The sequence below is a fragment of the Curtobacterium sp. PhB190 genome (assembly GCF_004365385.1).
Lineage (GTDB): Bacteria > Actinomycetota > Actinomycetes > Actinomycetales > Microbacteriaceae > Curtobacterium.
Genome location: NZ_SODN01000001.1, coordinates 13,421 through 32,584 on the forward strand (window position 1 = coordinate 13,421; position 19,164 = coordinate 32,584).

Sequence of the window (19,164 nt, forward strand, 5' to 3'; positions counted from 1 at the left end):
TGCCTTACTTCCCATGCGCTCCTCCACGTCCGCGCCACCGGCGCCCGCCTCCGTCTCCCGTCTGGTCGGGGCGACCGTGCTGGCCGTCGTCGTCCTCGCCGTGGCGTGCGCGCTGTCGATCGCCTTCGGATCCCGTCCGATCCCGCTCCACACCGTGCTCGACACCGTCCTGCACCCGGGGCGGAACGACGAGATCGGGCTGATCGTGCTCGGCAACCGTGTCCCGCGCACCGTCGTCGGGCTCCTCGCAGGTGCCGCCCTCGGTGTCGCCGGCGCGGTGATGCAGGGCGTGACCCGCAACCCGCTCGCCGACCCGAGCGTCCTCGGCATCAACTCCGGGGCGGCCCTCGCCGTGGTCGCCGGCATCGCGCTCTTCGGGGTGAGCGGCACGGCCGCCTACCTGCCGTTCGCCTTCCTCGGTGCTGCCCTGGCCGCACTGCTCGTCTACGGGATCGCCGCCGTCGCCCGGCGCGGACTGTCGCCGGTCGGCCTCGCGCTGTCCGGTGCCGTGGTCGCCGCCGCGCTGTCGTCGATCACGACGGCGGTGCTCGTCACGAACGCGAGCCTGCTCGACCAGCTGCGGTTCTGGCAGGTGGGCGCCCTCGCCGGCAAGGACCTCGGCACCGCCGGCATCATCACGGCGCCGGTGCTGATCGGTCTCGCGATCGCGTTCGGCCTGGGCCGCTCGCTCAACACCCTCGCCCTCGGCGACGAGCTCGCGGCGTCGCTCGGACAACGCGTGGTGCTCGTCCGGGCCGTCGGCGGGCTCGTGACCGTGCTGCTCGCCGGCTCGGCCGTGGCCGCAGCGGGGCCGATCGCCTTCGTCGGGCTCGCCGTGCCGCACGCCGTCCGTCGGCTGAGCGGCCCCGACCACCGGTGGACCATCCTGCTGTCCGCGATCGTCGCGCCGGCGCTGCTGCTGGTGGCCGACGTCATCGGTCGCGTCGTGGCGTACCCGGGGGAGCTGCAGGTCGGCATCGTCACGGCCCTCATCGGTGCGCCGGTGTTCATCGCGCTCGTGCGGTCGAGGGCGGTGCGGGGCCTGTGACGGTGTCGACGTCCCTTCGGGGTGCGCTCGTCGGTGCCCGGCGCGAGCTCGTGGTCCTGGCGGCCGTCGTCGTCGTGCTCGTCGCGCTGGTGCTCGTCGGTCTCGGGGTCGGCTCGATCCCGCTCACCCCGGCGCAGGTGGTCGGCGCGCTGTTCGGCCAGGGCGACCGCATCTCGGACTTCGTCATCGGACAGCTGCGCGGCCCCCGGGTGCTCGGTGCGGTCCTGGTCGGCGCCAGCCTGGGGGTCGCGGGCGCCATCGTGCAGAGCGTCGTCCGCAACCCGATCGCGAGCCCGGACGTCATCGGCATCACCTCGGGTGCCAGTGCTGCGGGTCTCACCGCGATCGTGCTGTTCGGGGCGTCCGGCGGCACCCTGTTCTCGGTCGTGCTCGTCGGCGCGGTCGTGGTGTCGATCGTGATCGCCGGACTGGCCTGGCGGCGGGGGATCACCGGCAACCGGGTCGTGCTCGTCGGGATCGGCGTCTCGGCGATCTGCCTGAGCATCACGGGGTGGATGCTCACCAGCGGCACCGTCACCCAGGCCGGCACCGCGTTGCTGTGGTTGTCCGGCAGCCTGAACGCCGTCGACCGGAACCTGGTCGGCGTGCTCGGCGTCGCGTTCGTCGTGCTGTTCCTGCTGGCCCTGCTGCAGTCGTCGCGCCTGACCGTCCTGACGCTCGGCGACGAGGTCTCGGCGGCCCTCGGGCTCCGGCCGGACCGCGCGAAGGTGCTGCTGCTCCTCACCGCCGTGTGCCTCACCGCCGCTGCGGTCGCCACGGCGGGGCCGGTGTCGTTCGTCGCACTGATGGCGGCGCCGATCGCCCGTCGGCTCGTCGGCGGCGGCCGCGTCGCCCTCGGGCCGGCCGCCGCGGTGGGAGCGGCGATCACCCTCGGCAGCGACCTCATCGCCCAGTTCGCGATCCCCGGCAACGCCCTGCCCGTCGGCGTCGTGACGGGTGTCGTCGGCGCCCCGTACCTGCTCTGGTTGCTCGCGCGCGGTCGCTGAACCCGGACCGCGCGTTCGCGCACCGCGGACGATCGTCCACAGGCCCAGTTCGGGGCTGCCGCTGGAGCCCTCCTTTCCGATACGCTGGTGGGCCAAGAGGAGGAGGTCCACCGATGCCAGATCCAGTGGTCCCGCAGCCGGACGGTCAGAAGACCCCGGAGCAGCGGCTGGTCGACACCACGTTGACCTTCAGCATGGACATGGGCGCGGCGCTCACCGCCGAGTCCGGTGTCTCAGCGGAAGAGCGCGAGGCGGTCAACGCCCTGCCGTCCGGATCGGCGCTGCTCGTCGTGCGCCGCGGTCCGAACGTGGGTGCGCGGTTCCTCCTCGACTCCGACGTCACGACCGCCGGCCGACACCCCGACGCCGACATCTTCCTCGACGACGTCACCGTGTCGCGCAAGCACGCGCAGTTCCTGCGCCACGGCACGGCGTTCACCGTCAAGGACAACGGTTCGCTCAACGGCACGTACTTCGACGGTGACCGCATCGACGAAGCACCGCTCACCGACGGGGCAGAGGTCCAGGTCGGCAAGTTCCGTCTGACGTTCTACGCGTCCCGGGTCGACCTGGCGCGCCTGGCGAACGCGTAGTGGCCGCACGGTCCGCTGCGGCCCGGGCGGGGTCAGCGGCACCGGACCTGCTCACGATCGGGCAGGTCCTCGCTCGCCTCAAGCCCGAGTTCGCGGACCTGTCGAGTTCCAAGCTGCGCTTCCTCGAAGAGCGTGAGCTCGTCACGCCGATCCGCACGGCCAGTGGGTACCGCAAGTTCTCGGCGGCCGACGTCGACCGCCTCCGGGTGATCCTCGGCCTGCAGCGCGACCACTACCTGCCGCTCAAGGTCATCAAGGACTACCTCGCCGACCTCGACGCCGGGCGCGAGCCCGTACTGCCGGGCGGTGGGGACGCCCCACGTCCCTCGATCCTCGGGCGCGAGCGTCGGTACACCCGTGACGAAACGGCCCGAGCGGCCGGCGCGTCCCCGATGCTCCTGGCCGACGCGGTCTCCGCATCACTGCTCCCCGCCACCGAGACCTACGGCGAGGACAGCGTGTCGGTCCTCAAGGCACTCGTCGAGCTGCAGCGGACCGGCATCGAGCCGCGGCACCTGCGCACGCTCCGCAGCACCGCCGAGCGCGAGGTCGGACTCATCGAATCCGCGCTCTTGCCCGTGTCCCGCCGGGGCGATGCGACGTCACGGGCGAAGGCCACGGAACTCGCACGCGAGATCGCCGTCCAGCTCGAGGTCATCCGCTCGAGCCTCATCCGCGCGGCGATCGGTCGTCTCGACGCATGATCCGTTCCGGTGCTCCGCGGGGGCTTGTGCGTCAGTGGGTGGGGCGTATCCTCGACACGCCGGACGCGCCGAGTCGGATGTCCCGCGCGGGAGCGGTCGGAGTCGCTACCGTTGACCTCGGAACAACTCTCAACCCGTCGTTGAACCTTCGGGTGGGAGCTCGATCGTCGTGGAAGGCAAGCGCATGAGTGGGAACGACACCCCAGGCACCGGGTCGGACACGACGCGGTACGACCTCGGGCTGCTCTTCACCGACGGCCTCCCCGAGCACGACGAGCAGAACGGCTACCGCGGCACCGTCGCCGCACGTGCAGCCGGCATCTCGTACCGACAGCTCGACTACTGGGCACGCACCGAACTCGTGCAGCCCACCATCCGCGGCGCTGCCGGCTCCGGTTCCCAGCGCCTGTACGGCTTCCGCGACATCCTCGTGCTCAAGCTCGTGAAGCGCCTGCTCGACACCGGCATCTCGCTGCAGCAGATCCGCACCGCCGTGAACCAGCTCCGCGAGTCGGGCGTGTCCGACCTCGCCCAGACCACCCTGATGTCCGACGGAGCCTCGGTGTACCTGTGCACCTCGGACGACGAGGTCATCGACCTGGTGTCCCGCGGTCAGGGTGTCTTCGGCATCGCGGTCGGCAAGGTCCTGCGCGAGGTCGAGACCTCCTTGGTCGAGCTCGACGCCTCCGCGGCGGCCGACCCGTCCGACGAGCTCGCCGCGCGTCGCGCTTCCCGCGCTTCCTGACCAGGTTCTCGCGGTTCTCGTCCCGCGGATCGTCCCGAGTGGTCACGCGCCGTCGTGTGAGCGTCGCCGAGTGGTCACGAACCGTCGTCCGCGCGGCCGTCGCCCGACAGTTGGTGACCGCTCGGCGGACGTGAGCGGGATGTTGTGACCGCTGGGCGAGCCGGGGCCGGGCGTGTCTGCCGGGGCAGAGACGGGCCTCCTGGCAGTCGGCGCGTGGTCACGAACCGTCGTGTGCGCGTCGCCGAGTGGTCACGAACCGTCGTCCGCGCGGCCGCCGGCCGACAGTTGGTGACCGCTCGGCGGACGTGAGCAGCGCGTCGCGCCCGCGCGGCAGCGCCCTACGCGCCTACGGCACCCGAACCGTCGGCGTAGGGGCCGATCTTGCCGGTCCGCATGATGCGCTCGAGCAGCTGGTCGAAGTTCTTCGCCATCTCCTGCGCGGACTCGCCGGGCCACACGTGCAGGGGCTTCGCGGCACCCTGCGCCTGCTGCAGCGAGGTGCGCTCGGGCAGCTGCGGCGACAGGACGAGCGGCCCGAACATGTCGCGGAGTTCCTTGATGCGGAACTGGTGCTCGAGCGACTGGACGCGGGCACGGTTCACGATGATGCCGAGCGGCTGCAGGCGGGGCGAGAGTCCGCGGCGGATCTCCTCGATGGCTCGCAGCGCGCGGTCGGCGGCGGCGACGGAGAACAGGCCGGGCTCGGTGACGACGGTGACGCGGTCGGACGCTGCCCACGCGGTGCGGGTCAGCGCGTTCAGCGACGGCGCGCAGTCGATGAGCACGAGCTCGTAGTCCTGCTCGACGTTGGCCAGGGCCTCTTCGAGCTTCCAGATGTCGCGGATGGAGGGGTGCGGCCCGTCGAAGTTGATCGCCGAGGGCGACCCGACCATGACGTCGATCTTGCCCTGCGAGCCCTTCGTCCACCCGGAGGGGGCGATCGCCTGACGGACGATCTTCTCCTTCGGGTTCTCGAGGACGTCGGCCACGTTGAGGTGTCCGGCGAGGTTGATGTCGAGGCCGGTGGAGACGTCGGACTGCGGGTCGAGATCCACCACCAGCGTGCGCAGTCCCTTGGCGAAGGCGGCCGAAGTCAGGCCGAGCGTCACCGTCGTCTTGCCGACACCGCCCTTGAGGGAGCTCACGCTGAGTACATGCACGATCAGCAACGTTACCGCCACTAGGGTTGTCTCACCTCAACCCGGGCTGAAAGGGACGTCGTGTTCAGCAAGATCCTCGTGGCGAACCGTGGTGAGATCGCCATCCGCGCATTCCGCGCCGCGTACGAACTGGGGGCGCGCACCGTCGCCGTCTACCCCTACGAAGACCGGAACTCCCTGCACCGCCTGAAGGCCGACGAGGCCTACCTGATCGGTGAACGGGGCCACCCGGTCCGGGCGTACCTGGACGTCTCCGAGATCATCCGCGTGGCGCGCGAGTCGGGCGCGGACGCGATCTACCCCGGGTACGGCTTCCTGTCCGAGAACCCGGAGCTCGCCGCCGCGGCCGCGGCAGCCGGCATCACGTTCATCGGTCCGGGCGAACACGTGCTCGAGATGGCCGGCAACAAGGTGACCGCGAAGGAGCACGCGATCGCGGCCGGCGTCCCGGTCCTCGCGAGCACCCCGGCGAGTCGCGACATCGAGGAGCTCATCGCCGGCTCCGACGCCATCGGTTTCCCGGTGTTCGCCAAGGCCGTCGCCGGTGGTGGCGGTCGTGGCATGCGCCGGGTCGAGACCAAGCCCGAACTCCGTGCAGCGCTCGAAGCAGCGATGCGCGAGGCCGACAGTGCGTTCGGCGACCCGACCATGTTCCTCGAGCAGGCGGTGATCCGGCCGCGGCACATCGAGGTGCAGATCCTCGCCGACGCGACGGGCACCGAAGCGGGGACGATCCACCTGTTCGAGCGGGACTGCTCCGTGCAGCGTCGCAACCAGAAGGTCGTCGAGATCGCCCCGGCGCCGAACCTCGACCCCGCAATCGCCCGGGCTCTGCACCGCGACGCGGTCGCCTTCGCCCGCTCGATCGGTTACGTGAACGCCGGCACCGTCGAGTTCCTGCTCGACACCGAGGGCGAGCGCGAGGGTCAGCACGTCTTCATCGAGATGAACCCGCGCATCCAGGTCGAGCACACCGTCACCGAAGAGGTCACCGACGTCGACCTGGTGCAGTCGCAGATGCGGATCGCCTCGGGCGAGTCGCTCGCCGACCTCGGCCTGTCGCAGGACACCGTCTCCGTGCACGGGGCCGCGCTGCAGACCCGCATCACGACCGAGGACCCCACGCAGGGCTTCCGGCCGGACACCGGCCGCATCACCACCTACCGCAGCCCGGGCGGCGCCGGCGTGCGCCTGGACGGCGGCACGGTCGCCACCGGTGCGCAGATCAGCCCGCACTTCGACTCGATGCTCGCCAAGATGACGTGCCGCGGACGCGACTTCCCGACGGCCGTCGCCCGTGCGAAGCGTGCCCTCGCCGAGTTCCGCATCCGCGGCGTCAGCACGAACATCCCGTTCCTGCAGGCCGTGCTCGAGGACCCGGACTTCGCCCGCGGCGACGTCTCGACGAAGTTCATCGAGGAGCGTCCGCAGCTGTTCAGCGGCCACGTGTCGAAGGACCGCGGCACCAAGGTCCTGAACTGGCTGGCCGACGTCACGGTGAACAAGCCGAACGGTGACCGGTCGCCGCTGGTCACCGACCCGAGCGCCAAGCTCCCCGCCCTCGACCTCAGCGCCCCGGTGCCCGAGGGCCAGCGCGACCTGCTGCTGGCGCAGGGTCCGGCCGAGTGGGCGAAGGCGCTCCGTGCCCAGACCCGGCTCGCCGTGACGGAGACGACGATGCGGGACGCGCACCAGTCGCTGCTCGCCACCCGTGTCCGCACGAAGGACCTCGTCGCCGTCGCACCGTACGTCGCGCGGCTCACGCCGCAGCTGCTGAGCGTCGAGGCCTGGGGCGGAGCGACGTACGACGTCGCCCTCCGGTTCCTCGGCGAGGACCCGTGGGAGCGCCTGGCCTCGCTGCGCGAGGCGATGCCGAACATCCCGATCCAGATGCTGCTGCGCGGCCGCAACACGGTCGGCTACACCCCGTACCCGACCGAGGTGACGGACGCGTTCGTCGCCGAGGCCGCCGCCACGGGCGTCGACGTCTTCCGCGTGTTCGACGCGCTCAACGACGTCAGCCAGTTGCGACCGGCCCTGGAGGCAGTGCTCGCGACCGGCACGGCCGTCGCCGAAGCGGCGCTCTGCTACACCGCCGACCTCCTCGATCCTGCCGAGGACCTGTACACGTTGGACTACTACCTCCGCCTTGCGGAGCAGATGGTCGAGGCCGGCGCGCACGTCATCGGCATCAAGGACATGGCCGGCCTGCTCCGCGCCGGCGCCGCCGAGAAGCTCGTCGGCGCGCTGCGCGAGCGCTTCGACCAGCCCGTGCACGTGCACACGCACGACACCGCCGGTGGGCAGCTCGCGACGCTCCTCGCCGCCGCGCGTGCCGGTGCGGACGCGGTGGACGTCGCCTCGGCGCCGATGGCCGGCACGACGAGCCAGCCGAGCATGTCCGCGCTGGTCGCCGCCCTGGCCCACACGGAGCGCGACACCGGACTGTCCCTCGACGCGGTCGGCGACCTCGAGCCCTACTGGGAGGCGGTCCGTCGGGCCTACGCCCCGTTCGAGTCCGGGCTGCCGGGTCCGACCGGTCGGGTCTACAAGCACGAGATCCCCGGTGGTCAGCTGTCGAACCTCCGCCAGCAGGCGATCGCGCTCGGCCTGGGCGACCGGTTCGAGCAGGTCGAGGACTGGTACGCCGAGGCGAACCGGATCCTCGGACGCCCGACGAAGGTCACGCCGTCGTCGAAGGTGGTCGGTGACCTCGCGCTGCAGCTCGCCGCGGTGAACGCCGACCCGGCCGACTTCGAGCAGAACCCGGACAAGTACGACATCCCGGACTCCGTCGTCGGGTTCATGGCCGGCGAGCTCGGTGACCTGCCGGGTGGCTGGCCGGAGCCGTTCCGGACGAAGGTCCTGGCGGGCCGCGACGTCCGCCTCGAGATCACCCCGGTGCCGGACGCCGAGCGCGCGCACCTCGACGCCCAGGGGCCCGAGCGCCAGCAGGCGTTGAACCGACTGCTGTTCCCGCAGCCCACGGCCCAGTTCGAGCGGGTGCGCGAGCAGTACGGCGACCTGTCCGTGGTGCCGACCGTCGACTACCTGTACGGGCTGCGCCCCGGGCAGGAGCACGTCGTGCCGCTCGGCAAGGGCGTCAACCTGTTCGTCGGGCTCGAGGCGATCGGCGAGGTCGACGACAAGGGCATCCGCACGGTCATGGCCACGATGAACGGGCAGCTCCGCCCGGTCTCGGTCCGCGACCGGTCGATCGAGGTCGAGACGAAGGTCGCCGAGCAGGCCGACAAGTCCGACCCGAAGCACGTCGCTGCGCCGTTCTCCGGTGTGGTGACGCTCAAGGTCGCCGTCGGTGACGTCGTCGAGGCCGGAGCGGCCGTGGCGAGCATCGAGGCGATGAAGATGGAAGCGGCCATCACGGCGCCCGTGGCGGGCACCGTCGGCCGTCTCGCGATCCCGGCGACCCAGCAGGTGGACGCCGGCGACCTCCTGGTGGTGCTGCAGTAAATTGACCGTCCGTCCCATCCGCCTGTTCGGCGACCCCGTCCTCCGTTCGCCTGCGGACCCGATCGCTCCGGCGGCACTCGGGTCGAGCGGGGTCCGCGACCTCGTGCAGGACCTGATCGACACCGTCAAGGAGCCCGGCCGCGCCGGTGTGGCCGCGCCGCAGATCGGTGTCGGACTCCGCGCGTTCTCGTACAACGTCGACGGCGAGGTCGGGTACGTCCTGAACCCCGAGGTCGTCGAGGTCTCGGGGGAGCCCGAACTCATGGAGGAAGGGTGCCTGTCCGTTCCCGGGCTCGGCTACCCGACCCGGCGGCACCCGTACGCCAAGGTCCGTGGCGTCGACGTCGACGGCGCCGAGGTGGTGCTCGAGGGCACCGGGCTGATGGCCGAGGCGCTGCAGCACGAGGTCGACCACCTGGACGGGACCGTCTACGTGATGACGCTCGAACCAGAGGTCCGACGGCAGGCGCTGCGGGACATCCGGGCGCAGGAGTGGTTCCACTGATCCGTTGGTCATGAGTGCCTGCTCATGACACCCCCACGGGGGATTGTCGCTTTGTCCTGACGAAGAGGTACCGTATCCGCGTCGGCCTCCCACCGACGACCATCCCATCCCCCCAGGACTCCCGCATGACCAGTCAGACTGACGAGCTCAGCTCGCACCGCACCCGCACCAACCGTCGTCCGGCCGACACCACGGTCGCCACCGGTTCGACCGCCGTCCTCGACGCCCCCGCGACGGAGCAGTCGCCGGAGGCCTGAGCCCCGCGCGCACCTGCACGCCGCGCGCACGCACCCCGCGCGCACCTGGCGGAATCGGGCGTACCTGGTCGGAAGAAACGACCCGGTACGCCCGAAACGCCCCGGTACGCCGAGACGGCGGAGCGCTACCCGCGGCGCGCGCGACGCTCCTCGATGACGGGCGTCGCGGTCGTCTGCACCTTCGACCCCGAGTAGATGTGGTCGATGTCGGCCGCGAAGTCGTGCAGGATGACCGACCGCTTGATCGTCAGCTTCGGCGTCAGGTGTCCGGATCCCTCCGTCAGCTCGGTGTCCAGGATCGTGAACGACCGGACCGACTCGGCTCGTGAGACCCGGCCGTTCGCGGTGTCGATCGCCTCTTGCACGGCGGTGAGCACGCGTTCGTCGTACGCGGCCTCGCGCGCGGAGAGCGCCGGCGTGATCCCGCGGCTCTCGCACCACCCCGGGAGCATCTCGCGGTCGAGCGTGACGAGGGCGGCGATGAAGGGCTTGCCCTCGCCGACGACCACGACCTGCCCGATGAGCGGGTGTTCGCGGACGCCGTCCTCGAGCGGTGCCGGTGCGACGTTCTTGCCGCTCGCGGTGACGATGAGTTCCTTGGCGCGTCCGGTCACCGTCAGGATGCCGTCGTCGTCGAGCCGTCCGAGGTCGCCCGTGCGGAACCAGCCGTCGTCGGTGAACGCCCGCTCGGTGGCCTCGTCGTTCCGCCAGTAGCGGTCGAACACGTCGACGCCGCGGATCAGGATCTCCTGGTCGTCGGCGATCCGGATCTCGACCCCGGGGAGTGCCGGTCCGACCGTCCCGATGCGCAGGTCCGCCGCACGGTTCACGGTCGCGGGGGCCGTCGTCTCGGTGAGCCCGTAGCCCTCGAGGATGAGCACCCCGATCGAGCGGAAGAAGTGCGACAGCCGCGGCGAGAGCGGCGCAGAGCCGCTGACCGCGTACTCGGTGCGGCCACCGAGGGCGTTCCGGAGCTTCGCGTAGACGAGCTTGTCGAACAGCTTGAACTTCAGGCCGAGCACGAGCGGGACCCGACCGGCGGCCAAGGCCTCGGAGTGGGCGACCGCGGTGTCCGCAGCGGCCCGGAAGACCTTCCCCTTGCCGCCGAGGTCGGCCTTCTGCTCGGAGGCGTTGTAGATCTTCTCGAACACCCGGGGGACCGCCAGCAGGAAGGACGGCTTGAACGACGACACGGCGTGCATGAGGTCCTTCGTGTCCGGCTCGTGGCCGACCAGCACCCCGGCCGACACGGACATCGCCGCGATGAAGCGGGCGAACACGTGGGCCATCGGGATGAAGAGCAGGGTCGAGGCGCCGTCCGCGACGACCTCGGGCATCGCGACACTGGCGTTCTCGACCGTCGCGGTGAAGTTGTCGTGCCGCAGGACGCACCCCTTCGGGCGTCCGGTCGAACCGGAGGTGTAGATGATCGTCGCATCGTCGTGGCCGTGCACCGATGCCGTCCGCGCGTCGAGTTCGTCGTCGGTGACGTCCTCGCCGAGCCGGGTCAGGTCGTCGAGTCCGCCGCCGTCGATCGTCCAGTGCTGCCCGAGGTGCGGCAGGTCCGGGGCGATCGAGGCGACCCGACGCGCGTGCTCCTCCTGCTCGACGACGATCGCGACGGCCTCGGAGTCGGAGAGGATCCACCGGACCTGGTCGGGGGAGCTCGTCTCGTAGACGGGCACGGAGACCAGGCCCGCCGTCCACACCGCGAAGTCGACGAGGGTCCACTCCAGGCGGGTGCGGGACAGGATCGCGACGTGGGCGCCGGGCTCGAGGCCGGCGGCGACGAAGCCCTTCGCGATGCCGCGGACCCGTGCGAGCACCTCGCCGGCGGTGATCGTCGTCCACGTGTCGCCGTGGCGCTGGGCCAGGATCGGACGCGACGGCGTCAGACGGGCGCGGTCGCCGAGCAGCCGCGCTGCGGAGCCGTGGTCAGGAGCGACGGGGCCGCTCGTCGGACGCGAGGCGTGCCTCCCGGTCGGGACCTGACTGGCGCGTTCGGGTCGCTGATCGTTCACGGTGACTCCCTTGTCTGCCGGTTCGATTCGAGGGCGCCTCATCCTGCGAGGCGACACAGCCAGCATAGGACGCGTCACCGGGCGTTCCGTGAGTTCGCGGTGAACCGGTAGGCTCTTGGACCGTGCACGCCATCGGAATCGACATCGGGGGCACCAAGATCGCGGGAGCGGTCGTGACGGAACTCGGCGAGATCATCGCCGAGGACCGCGTGGCCACCAACGCTGCGGACCCGAACGCCATGCTCGACGACGTCGTCTCGATGGTCGAGCGACTCAGCTCAGGCCACGAGGTCGGCGCGGTCGGCGTCGCGGCCCCGGGCTTCATCGACGCCTCGCAGTCGATCGTCTACTACACGCCGAACATCCGGTGGCGGAACGAGCCCCTGCGCCAGAAGCTGCAGCAGCGCCTCGGCGACCTGCACATCACGGTCGACAACGACGCCAACGCCGCCGGGTGGGCCGAGTTCCGCTTCGGCGCCGGCCGGCTCGTCTCCGACATGACGATGCTCACCATCGGCACCGGTGTGGGCGGCGCCATCGTGACCGAGGACCGCCTGTTCCGCGGCGGGTTCGGCACCGGCGGCGAGATCGGCCACCTGCGCATCGTGCCGAACGGTCTGCCGTGCGGCTGCGGCGCGCGTGGCTGCATCGAGCAGTACGGTTCCGGCCGTGCCCTGCAGCGGATGGCGAACGACGTCGCCGACGCCGGCGGCATCGGATCCGCGCTGGCCGACGCGCGCGAAGCCAACGGCGGCGAGCTCGACGGACACATCGTGGGCGACCTGATCCTGGCCGACGACCCGGGTGCCCTCGCGGCGCTCCGTCGCCTCGGCCGTCACCTCGGTGAGGCCTGCGCCTCGCTGTCCGCGGTGCTCGACCCGCAGCTGTTCGTGTTCGGCGGCGGGGTCGCCAGCGCGGGGGACCGGCTGCTCGACCCGATCAAGCAGGCGTACCTCAACAACCTGCCGGCGCGTGGCTACCACCCCGAGCCGGACTTCGTGATCGCCGAGCTGGTGAACGACGCCGGAGTCGTCGGCGCCGCCGACCTGGCCCGCATCCACGCCCGCACGGCGTAACCGCGTACCGGCCCGCACGGCGTAGGGTCGCTCAGGCCCACCCCACCACCTGGAGTCGTCGATGACCTACTGGCTGCTGAAGAACTTCCTGCTCGGCCCGCTCATCCTCACCCTGTTCCGCCCGTGGGTGGTCGGCCGTGAGAACGTCCCCGCCAAGGGCCCGGTCATCTTCGCGTCCAACCACATCTCGTTCATCGACTCGGTGATCCTGCCGGCCGTGCTCGACCGGCGGCTGTCCTTCCTGGCGAAGAGCGACTACTTCACCGGGCGGGGGCTCAAGGGCTGGGCGACGAAGACGTTCTTCAACGCCATCGGCCAGCTGCCGATCGACCGCTCCGGCGGCAAGGCGTCCGAGGCCTCGCTCCGCACCGGCCTGCAGGTCCTGGCCCGCGGTGAGCAGCTCGGCATCTACCCGGAGGGCACCCGCAGCCCCGACGGCAAGCTCTACCGCGGTCGCACCGGCATCGCGCGGATGATCCTCGAGGGCCGGGTGCTCGTCGTCCCCGTCGCCATGGTCGGCACGCGTGAGGTGCAGCAGATCGGGCAGCGCTTCCCGAAGATCAAGCGCGTCGGCGTGGTGTTCGGCAAGCCGCTCGACTTCTCGCGCTTCCAGGGATTCGAGACCGACCGGTTCATCCTGCGCAGCGTCACCGACGAGGTCATGCACGAGCTCGCGGGGCTGAGCCGTCAGGAGTACGTCGACGTCTACGCGACGAGCGTCAAGGAACGCGCGAGCTCCGCGCGCGAGGCAGTCATGCGGGAACGGAAGTCGTCGCCCGCACGTTAGGCTCTGATGGTCCCGGCACTCCGCCAGGACGCCCGTTCTGCCGCCCTCCGGCGGACAGGCGGGCCGCCCGCACAGAACACCGAGGTAACGCCCTTGTTCGAGTCGACCGACTTCGTCGCCCTGCAGGATCCGGACGTCATCGAGGGCCTCGACTATTGGCGCACCCTCCCCATCAAGCAGCAGCCCACGTGGCCCGACGCTGCGGCGGCCGAGGCCGCCTCGGCAGAGATCGCCACGCTGCCGCCCCTCGTCTTCGCGGGCGAGGTCGACAAGCTCCGCGAGCGGCTCGCCGCCGCCGCACAGGGCAAGGCGTTCCTGCTGCAGGGCGGTGACTGCGCCGAGACCTTCGCCGGCGCGACCGCCGACTCCATCCGCGACCGCGTCAAGACGATCCTGCAGATGGCCGTCGTCCTGACCTACGGTGCGTCGATGCCCGTCATCAAGATGGGCCGCATGGCCGGGCAGTTCGCCAAGCCGCGTTCGAGCGACTTCGAGACCCGCGGCGACGTCACGCTGCCCGCCTACCGCGGCGACATCGTGAACGGCTACGACTTCACGCCGGAGAGCCGGACGGCCGACCCGCGCCGCCTGGTGCAGGGGTACCACACGGCCGCGTCGACGCTGAACCTCGTCCGCGCCTTCACACAGGGTGGCTTCGCCGACCTGCGTCAGGTGCACTCGTGGAACAAGGGCTTCGCGTCGAACCCGGCGAACGCCCGCTACGAGCACCTCGCCAAGGAGATCGACCGCGCGATCCGCTTCATGGACGCCTGCGGTGCCGACTTCGAGGCGCTCAAGCACGTCGAGTTCTACGCGTCGCACGAGGGTCTGCTCATGGACTACGAGCGCCCGATGACCCGCATCGACTCGCGGTCTGGTCTGGCGTACGACACCTCCGGCCACTTCATCTGGATCGGGGAGCGCACGCGTGATCTCGACGGTGCCCACGTGGACTTCCTGTCGCGGGTGCGGAACCCGATCGGCGTGAAGCTCGGCCCGACCACGAGCGTCGACGACATGAAGGCCCTGGTCGACAAGCTCGACCCGAACCGCGAGCCCGGCCGCCTGACGTTCATCACGCGCATGGGTGCCGGCAAGATCCGCGACGAGCTGCCCAAGCTGCTCGAGGCGATCAAGGGCATGGACGCCAATCCGCTGTGGGTCACCGACCCGATGCACGGCAACGGCCTGACCACGCCCACGGGCTACAAGACCCGTCGGTTCGACGACGTCGTGGACGAGGTCCTCGGCTTCTTCGAGGCGCACCGCCAGGTCGGCACCTACCCGGGTGGCATGCACGTCGAGCTCACCGGTGACGACGTCACGGAGTGCCTCGGCGGGTCGGAGCACATCGACGAGGCCACCCTCGCCACCCGCTACGAGTCGCTGTGCGACCCGCGGCTGAACCACATGCAGTCGCTCGAGCTCGCGTTCCTCGTGGCCGAGGAGCTCGGCGCGCACCCGCACGTGCGCGCGTAGCGCGCAGCGGTCGGGTCAGTCCCGCCAGAGCGACAGAACCCCGCGAACCGTTCGCGGGGTTCTGTCGCTTCCGCGTGCCGGACGGGAGGCCCGTGGCGGCCCTGCCCCGCGCCTCCCGTCCGCCGTGCCGGTTGCGTCCACCCCGCGCCCCGCGACGCGTTTCCCGCGCCGGTCCGCCAAAGCGACAGTGTGCCGCCGATGTTCGGCGGCACACTGTCGCTTTCGCGGGACCTTCGGCGGGACCGTGCGGACAGGTGTCGCTTCGGCGGACCGGACCGGACCGGCCGGGCTGCCCGACCGCCTACTGGTCGTAGGAGAGCGTGACCGTGTCGCCGCGGTACACCGTGGCTCCGGCACCCGGGTCGGTGCCGGTCACCGGCAGCGACGACTTCCAGTCGTAGAACCCGCACAGGATGTTCGTGCAGTCGGGCACGGAGACCTTGAGCCCGAGGCCCTCGAGGGTCGCGGTGGCCTCGTTGATGGTCGAGCCGACGACGCCGTCCTCGGGCAGGGTGATCGGCGTCGGGCCCTTCGACACGACGACGTCGATCGCGGTGCCGCGCACGGCGGGGGAGTCCTGCACCTCGGCGGAGACGATCTGCCCGGAGGGGACGTCCTCGCTGAACTCCTCGGTGCGGGCTCCGAGGATGAGGCCGACCGCGTCGAGCTCCGCGGAGGCCTGGTCGACGGTCTTGCCCACGACGTCCGGCACGGCGCCGAGGGACACCGTGAGCGTGACCGGGCCGGTCTCGCCGTAGGCCTTGACCGACGTCAGGTCGAGCGCTTTGCCGCCGGACGCGCGGCCGGTCGCCGCGATGACGGTGTCCTTCGCGGCGTCGGCCGAGAACTCGTACCGGTTGTCCTGCAGCTCGAAGTCGTCGTCGAGCGCGGCGGTGACGGTGGAGATCGGCTGCCCGACGATCGTCGGAAGCGCGATCATCTTCGGCCCGTTCGACACGACGAGCTGCACCGACGTGCCCTTCTGCACCTCGCGCTTCGCGGCCGGCTTGGTGATGGACACCTGTCCCTTCGCGACGACGGCGTCGAACCGGGTTCCGGTCTTCGACGCCGCGTGCAGGCCCTGGGCTTCGAGCAGCTGCCGGGCCTGCGAGACCGACTTGCCCGTCACTTCGGGGATGCGCACGTTGCCACCCGGCCCCGGCCCGAAGTACCAGCCGAAGCCCGCGCCGATGAGCAGGAGCACGACGAAGACCGACAGCGCGATCCAGCCGCGCTTGCGACGCTTCGCGGAGAGGTCGGCCAGGCGCTGTCCCGCGGGCGAGAGCACCCCGGGCTGCGCACCCGTGCGGCGCGGGCCCGGACCGGTGTTGCGGTTCCGGGTCGTGGGACGCCCGCGGTCGGGGCTGTCGATGATCGCCGTGGCATCGGTGGCCGCCGGTGCGTCGGCGGCAGCAGCACGGGCACCAGCGGCAGCAGCGCCGACACCGGCAGCGGTCCCGCCGCCGGACGGCAGGATGGCGGTTGCGTTCTCGGGCCGCAGCACGGCGGTCCGGTACTGGCCCGTGGCACGCTGCTGGTTGCCCGCCATGTGGTCGAGCATCTCGCGGGCGTCGCGCGGTCGGTCCTCGGGGTCGCGGGCGGTCGACCAGGCGACGAGCTCGTCGAGCTCGGGCGGGACGCCGGACACCGCGGCACTCGGGACGGGCACCGTGTCGTTCGCGTGCTGGTAGGCGATCTGCATCGGCTGCTCGCCCTTGTAGGGCTGTTCGCCGGTGAGCATCTCGTAGAGCATGATGCCGAGCGCGTAGATGTCGCTGCGTGAGTCGGCAGCGCCACGGGTCACGAGCTCGGGGGAGAGGTACGCGATCGTGCCGAGCAGGGCGGCCCCGGTCGCGGTGTTCGCCGTCGTCGCCCGGGCCAGGCCGAAGTCGCCGAGCTTGATGCGGCCGTCGTCGGCGAGCAGGACGTTCTCGGGCTTCAGGTCGCGGTGCACGATGCCGGCGCGGTGGGCCGAGGCGAGTCCGGCCAGCACGGCGCGCAGGATGTCGGTCGCCTGCTCGGGCGTCAGGGCGTGGTGCTCCTGCAGCAGGTCCCGCAGCGTGATGCCCGGGATGTACTCCATGACGATGTACGCGGTGTCGTCCTCGGCGCCCTGGTCGTAGACGCCGACCAGGTTCGGGTGGGACAGCCGCGCGGCGGACCTCGCCTCTTGGATGAAGCGCTCACGGAAGGCCTGGTCGTCGGCCAGGTGCCCGTGCATGATCTTGATCGCGACGCGTCGCTCGAGGCGGACGTCGGTCGCGAGGTACACGGTCGCCATGCCCCCGCGCGCGATGCGGGAGCGGACGCGGTACCGCTGATCGATCATGCGACCGATCATCGGATCCGTGGCGGCGTTGGTGGTCATCGGCGGCATTCTACGAATCGAGACTGCACGGGACCGCACCGGCGCACCGGTCGTGACCCAATCTCGATCTTCCGGATGAGACTCAGAGGGTGGCCAGCCAGCCCTGGGCGGCGCTCGCCCAGTTGGCGTAGGCCTTGGGGTAGGCGGAGAGCTGCACGGCCTGGGCGGCGTCGGTGATGCTCATCGACGACCACCCGGGCACGTCGAGCAGCCCGCGGGTCTTGCCGACGTTCGGGTTGCTGCGACCGCCGAAGAACAGCTTCGTCGCGTACGCGGGGTCCTGCAGCTTCGCCGCACTGCCCCAGCCCTGGCTCGGCCGCTGCTGGAACAGGCCGACCGAGTCGCGGTCGCCGTGGGGCAGGTTGCGCAGGCTCGACTCCTGCATCGCGGCGGCCAGGGCCACCACGATGCCGCGGTCGGACACCCCGAGGGAGCGGCCGACGGCGACGATGGTGGCCGCGTTCTGGCGCTGCTCGGCACTCAGTCCGACGGCGGCGCTCACCGCGGCGCGCGACGGGGCGGCGGCGGTCGTCGCCGCAGTGCTCGACGACGGGATGACGAGGGTCTTGCCCGCGTAGATCGTGCTCGTGTAGGTCAGGCCGTTCGCCGACAGCAGCGAGGCGACGGAGACGTGGTGGGACGCGGCGATCGAGCCGATCGTGTCGCCCGAGGAGATCCTCACACTCGACTTCGACGAACCCGACGAGCCCGACGAACCGGACGACGCTGCGGCCGTGGACACCGAGCCGCCTCCGGACGAGCCGTGCGGCACCCGGAGCGTCTGACCGGGGTAGATCACGCTGCGCTGCGAGAGCTTGTTGGCGCTGAGGAGCGCCGTGGTCGACACGCCGACCCGCGATGCGATGCCGGACACGGTGTCGCCCGACTTCACGTGGTAGCTCGAGGTGCTCGACCCCGACCCGGACCCGGACGTCGATCCGGCGCTCGTGGTCGTGCGCGCCGTGGTCACCGCGGGCGTCGACGCCAGGTGCAGCGTCTGCCCGGGGTGGATGATCGTGTTCCAGCCGAGGCCGTTCCGCACCAGGACCTCCTGCGCCGACAGGCCGAAGCGGGCGGCGATGCCCGAGACCGTGTCGCCCTGACGGACGGTGTAGGTCGTGGGGGCGGCTGCCTTCGTCGTCGCGGCGACCGTCGTGACGACGGTCTGCGACGGACGTGCGACCGCGGTGCCGAAGACCGGACGGTTGCCGACGTTGCGGTCCTGGTCGACGTGACGCTTGTGGTTCGAGTCCGCGTCGTCGTGTCGCGGTTCGGCGTGCGCGATGGGGCCGGTCAGGCCGGCGGTCACCGCGATCGTGCCCGCGAGGACGATGGGCATGGTCGCGAACCGGGCGGATCGTGCGCGCCGGGCGGCTTCGTCTGCAGCGTTGTCCACGGTTTCTCCTGATCTCGACTGTCCCGTGCGCGTGCATGCGCGCACTCACAGGTGGCACAACGCTGGCATGGTGTGATTCCCAAGTCAACCAGAGAGCCGGATGTGGTGCGTGTGACGAATGTGACGAACGGTGCGTACTCACTCGGTGCCCCGCTCTGGCACCATGGGCGTGTGAGTGCTGCACCCGTCGACGACCTCTCCCTCTCCGAGCGCTGGCTGACCGTCCCCGAACTGGTGGACCTGTTCAGCACCAGCCCCGGCCGGATCCACCGCCTGTTCGAGGAGAAGACCCTGCTGGCGGCCCGCGTCGGTGGTGTCCTGCGCGTGCCGAGCGAGTTCCTCGAGGACCGTGAGCCCATGCCCGAGCTGCGTGGCACCCTGACCGTGCTCAGCGACAACGGCTTCACCGACGACGAGGCCGTCCGCTGGATGCTCACCGTCGACGACTCGATGGGCGTCTCGCCCATCGCGGCGCTGCGCGCCGGGCGCAAGGCCGAGGTGCGTCGCGTGGCCCAGTCGCTGCTCTAGACGCGTTCCGAGCAGACGG

Annotated in this window: 16 protein-coding genes; 12 read left to right on the forward strand and 4 right to left on the reverse strand. The window is 71.1% G+C overall.

All coding sequences use genetic code 11. The features are described 5' to 3' along the window. Nucleotides 1-13: 13 nt before the first annotated feature. The 5 genes from EDF47_RS00070 to EDF47_RS00090 all read left to right on the forward strand — a co-directional run bounded on the left by EDF47_RS00070 (nt 14) and on the right by EDF47_RS00090 (nt 4,097). On the forward strand, nt 14-1,048 hold the full coding sequence (locus EDF47_RS00070; RefSeq protein ID WP_131879011.1) for an iron chelate uptake ABC transporter family permease subunit: 1,035 nt from the start codon (nt 14-16) through the stop codon (nt 1,046-1,048). Between the two features lie 2 nt (nt 1,049-1,050). Then, nucleotides 1,051-2,055, forward strand: a complete 1,005-nt coding sequence (locus EDF47_RS00075; RefSeq protein ID WP_131879009.1) for an iron chelate uptake ABC transporter family permease subunit — start codon at nt 1,051-1,053, stop codon at nt 2,053-2,055. 113 nt (nt 2,056-2,168) lie between these two features. Continuing rightward, nucleotides 2,169-2,648 (forward strand): FHA domain-containing protein, encoded by a 480-nt coding sequence (locus EDF47_RS00080; RefSeq protein WP_123292449.1) that lies wholly within the window; start codon nt 2,169-2,171, stop codon nt 2,646-2,648. After that, complete coding sequence (locus EDF47_RS00085; protein WP_133938189.1) at nt 2,648-3,352, forward strand: MerR family transcriptional regulator; 705 nt, start codon at nt 2,648-2,650, stop codon at nt 3,350-3,352. Before EDF47_RS00080 ends, EDF47_RS00085 begins: the two co-directional genes overlap by 1 nt. Before the next feature lie 184 nt (nt 3,353-3,536). Continuing rightward, nucleotides 3,537-4,097, forward strand: a complete 561-nt coding sequence (locus tag EDF47_RS00090) for a MerR family transcriptional regulator (RefSeq protein ID WP_131879007.1) — start codon at nt 3,537-3,539, stop codon at nt 4,095-4,097. 338 nt (nt 4,098-4,435) lie between these two features. Here the strand turns inward: EDF47_RS00090 and EDF47_RS00095 are convergent, their stop codons facing one another. Then, complete coding sequence (locus tag EDF47_RS00095; protein ID WP_123292451.1) at nt 4,436-5,257, reverse strand: ParA family protein; 822 nt, start codon at nt 5,255-5,257, stop codon at nt 4,436-4,438. A gap of 60 nt (nt 5,258-5,317) precedes the next feature. Between EDF47_RS00095 and EDF47_RS00100 the strand changes: the two genes are divergently transcribed. The 3 genes from EDF47_RS00100 to EDF47_RS20285 all read left to right on the forward strand — a co-directional run bounded on the left by EDF47_RS00100 (nt 5,318) and on the right by EDF47_RS20285 (nt 9,490). Beyond that, a complete protein-coding gene (locus EDF47_RS00100) occupies nt 5,318-8,728 on the forward strand; it encodes a pyruvate carboxylase (protein WP_133938191.1) in 3,411 nt (1,136 codons plus the stop codon). 1 nt (nt 8,729) lies between these two features. Further along, nucleotides 8,730-9,233 carry a peptide deformylase gene (locus tag EDF47_RS00105; protein ID WP_123292453.1) on the forward strand — a complete coding sequence of 168 codons (504 nt, stop codon included), beginning with the start codon at nt 8,730-8,732 and terminating at the stop codon, nt 9,231-9,233. 125 nt (nt 9,234-9,358) lie between these two features. Then, entirely contained in the window at nt 9,359-9,490 is a 132-nt protein-coding gene (locus EDF47_RS20285) for a hypothetical protein (protein ID WP_260095359.1), read from the forward strand. Between the two features lie 125 nt (nt 9,491-9,615). On the opposite strand, the gene EDF47_RS00110 is transcribed toward EDF47_RS20285, so the two are convergent. After that, nucleotides 9,616-11,511, reverse strand: coding sequence for a long-chain fatty acid--CoA ligase (locus EDF47_RS00110; protein ID WP_243698057.1), 1,896 nt, complete (start codon nt 11,509-11,511; stop codon nt 9,616-9,618). Between the two features lie 122 nt (nt 11,512-11,633). On the opposite strand from EDF47_RS00110, the gene EDF47_RS00115 reads away from it, so the two are divergent. From EDF47_RS00115 to EDF47_RS00125, 3 genes are all read left to right on the forward strand, one after another. Continuing rightward, complete coding sequence (locus EDF47_RS00115) at nt 11,634-12,587, forward strand: ROK family glucokinase (protein WP_111085799.1); 954 nt, start codon at nt 11,634-11,636, stop codon at nt 12,585-12,587. A 61-nt stretch (nt 12,588-12,648) separates the two neighbouring features. Beyond that, nucleotides 12,649-13,374: a lysophospholipid acyltransferase family protein gene (locus EDF47_RS00120; protein WP_123292455.1), complete on the forward strand. Its 726-nt coding sequence runs from the start codon at nt 12,649-12,651 to the stop codon at nt 13,372-13,374. Between the two features lie 93 nt (nt 13,375-13,467). Beyond that, on the forward strand, nt 13,468-14,853 hold the full coding sequence (locus EDF47_RS00125) for a 3-deoxy-7-phosphoheptulonate synthase class II (protein WP_123340362.1): 1,386 nt from the start codon (nt 13,468-13,470) through the stop codon (nt 14,851-14,853). Between the two features lie 301 nt (nt 14,854-15,154). Here the strand turns inward: EDF47_RS00125 and pknB are convergent, their stop codons facing one another. Together pknB and EDF47_RS00135 are read right to left on the reverse strand one after the other, a co-directional pair. Further along, nucleotides 15,155-17,221 carry a Stk1 family PASTA domain-containing Ser/Thr kinase gene (pknB, locus tag EDF47_RS00130; RefSeq protein WP_123939174.1) on the reverse strand — a complete coding sequence of 689 codons (2,067 nt, stop codon included), beginning with the start codon at nt 17,219-17,221 and terminating at the stop codon, nt 15,155-15,157. 82 nt (nt 17,222-17,303) lie between these two features. Next, nucleotides 17,304-18,617 (reverse strand): LysM peptidoglycan-binding domain-containing protein, encoded by a 1,314-nt coding sequence (locus EDF47_RS00135; protein ID WP_131879003.1) that lies wholly within the window; start codon nt 18,615-18,617, stop codon nt 17,304-17,306. A 171-nt stretch (nt 18,618-18,788) separates the two neighbouring features. Here EDF47_RS00135 and EDF47_RS00140 point away from each other — a divergent pair, with 171 nt between their 5' ends. Then, the gene (locus EDF47_RS00140) at nt 18,789-19,145 is read left to right on the forward strand and encodes an Rv2175c family DNA-binding protein (protein WP_111085815.1); all 357 of its coding nucleotides are present in this window, start codon (nt 18,789-18,791) and stop codon (nt 19,143-19,145) included. Nucleotides 19,146-19,164: the final 19 nt, after the last annotated feature.

Excerpts from the sequence above, each read along its gene's own strand:
- EDF47_RS00090 (WP_131879007.1), top strand. The coding sequence starts at position 3,537 with ATGAGTGGGAACGACACCCCAGGCACCGGGTCGGACACGACGCGGTAC.
- EDF47_RS00120 (WP_123292455.1), top strand. The coding sequence starts at position 12,649 with ATGACCTACTGGCTGCTGAAGAACTTCCTGCTCGGCCCGCTCATCCTC.
- pknB (WP_123939174.1), bottom strand. The coding sequence starts at position 17,221 with ATGACCACCAACGCCGCCACGGATCCGATGATCGGTCGCATGATCGAT.
- EDF47_RS20285 (WP_260095359.1), top strand. The coding sequence starts at position 9,359 with ATGACCAGTCAGACTGACGAGCTCAGCTCGCACCGCACCCGCACCAAC.
- EDF47_RS00080 (WP_123292449.1), top strand. The coding sequence starts at position 2,169 with ATGCCAGATCCAGTGGTCCCGCAGCCGGACGGTCAGAAGACCCCGGAG.
- EDF47_RS00070 (WP_131879011.1), top strand. The coding sequence starts at position 14 with ATGCGCTCCTCCACGTCCGCGCCACCGGCGCCCGCCTCCGTCTCCCGT.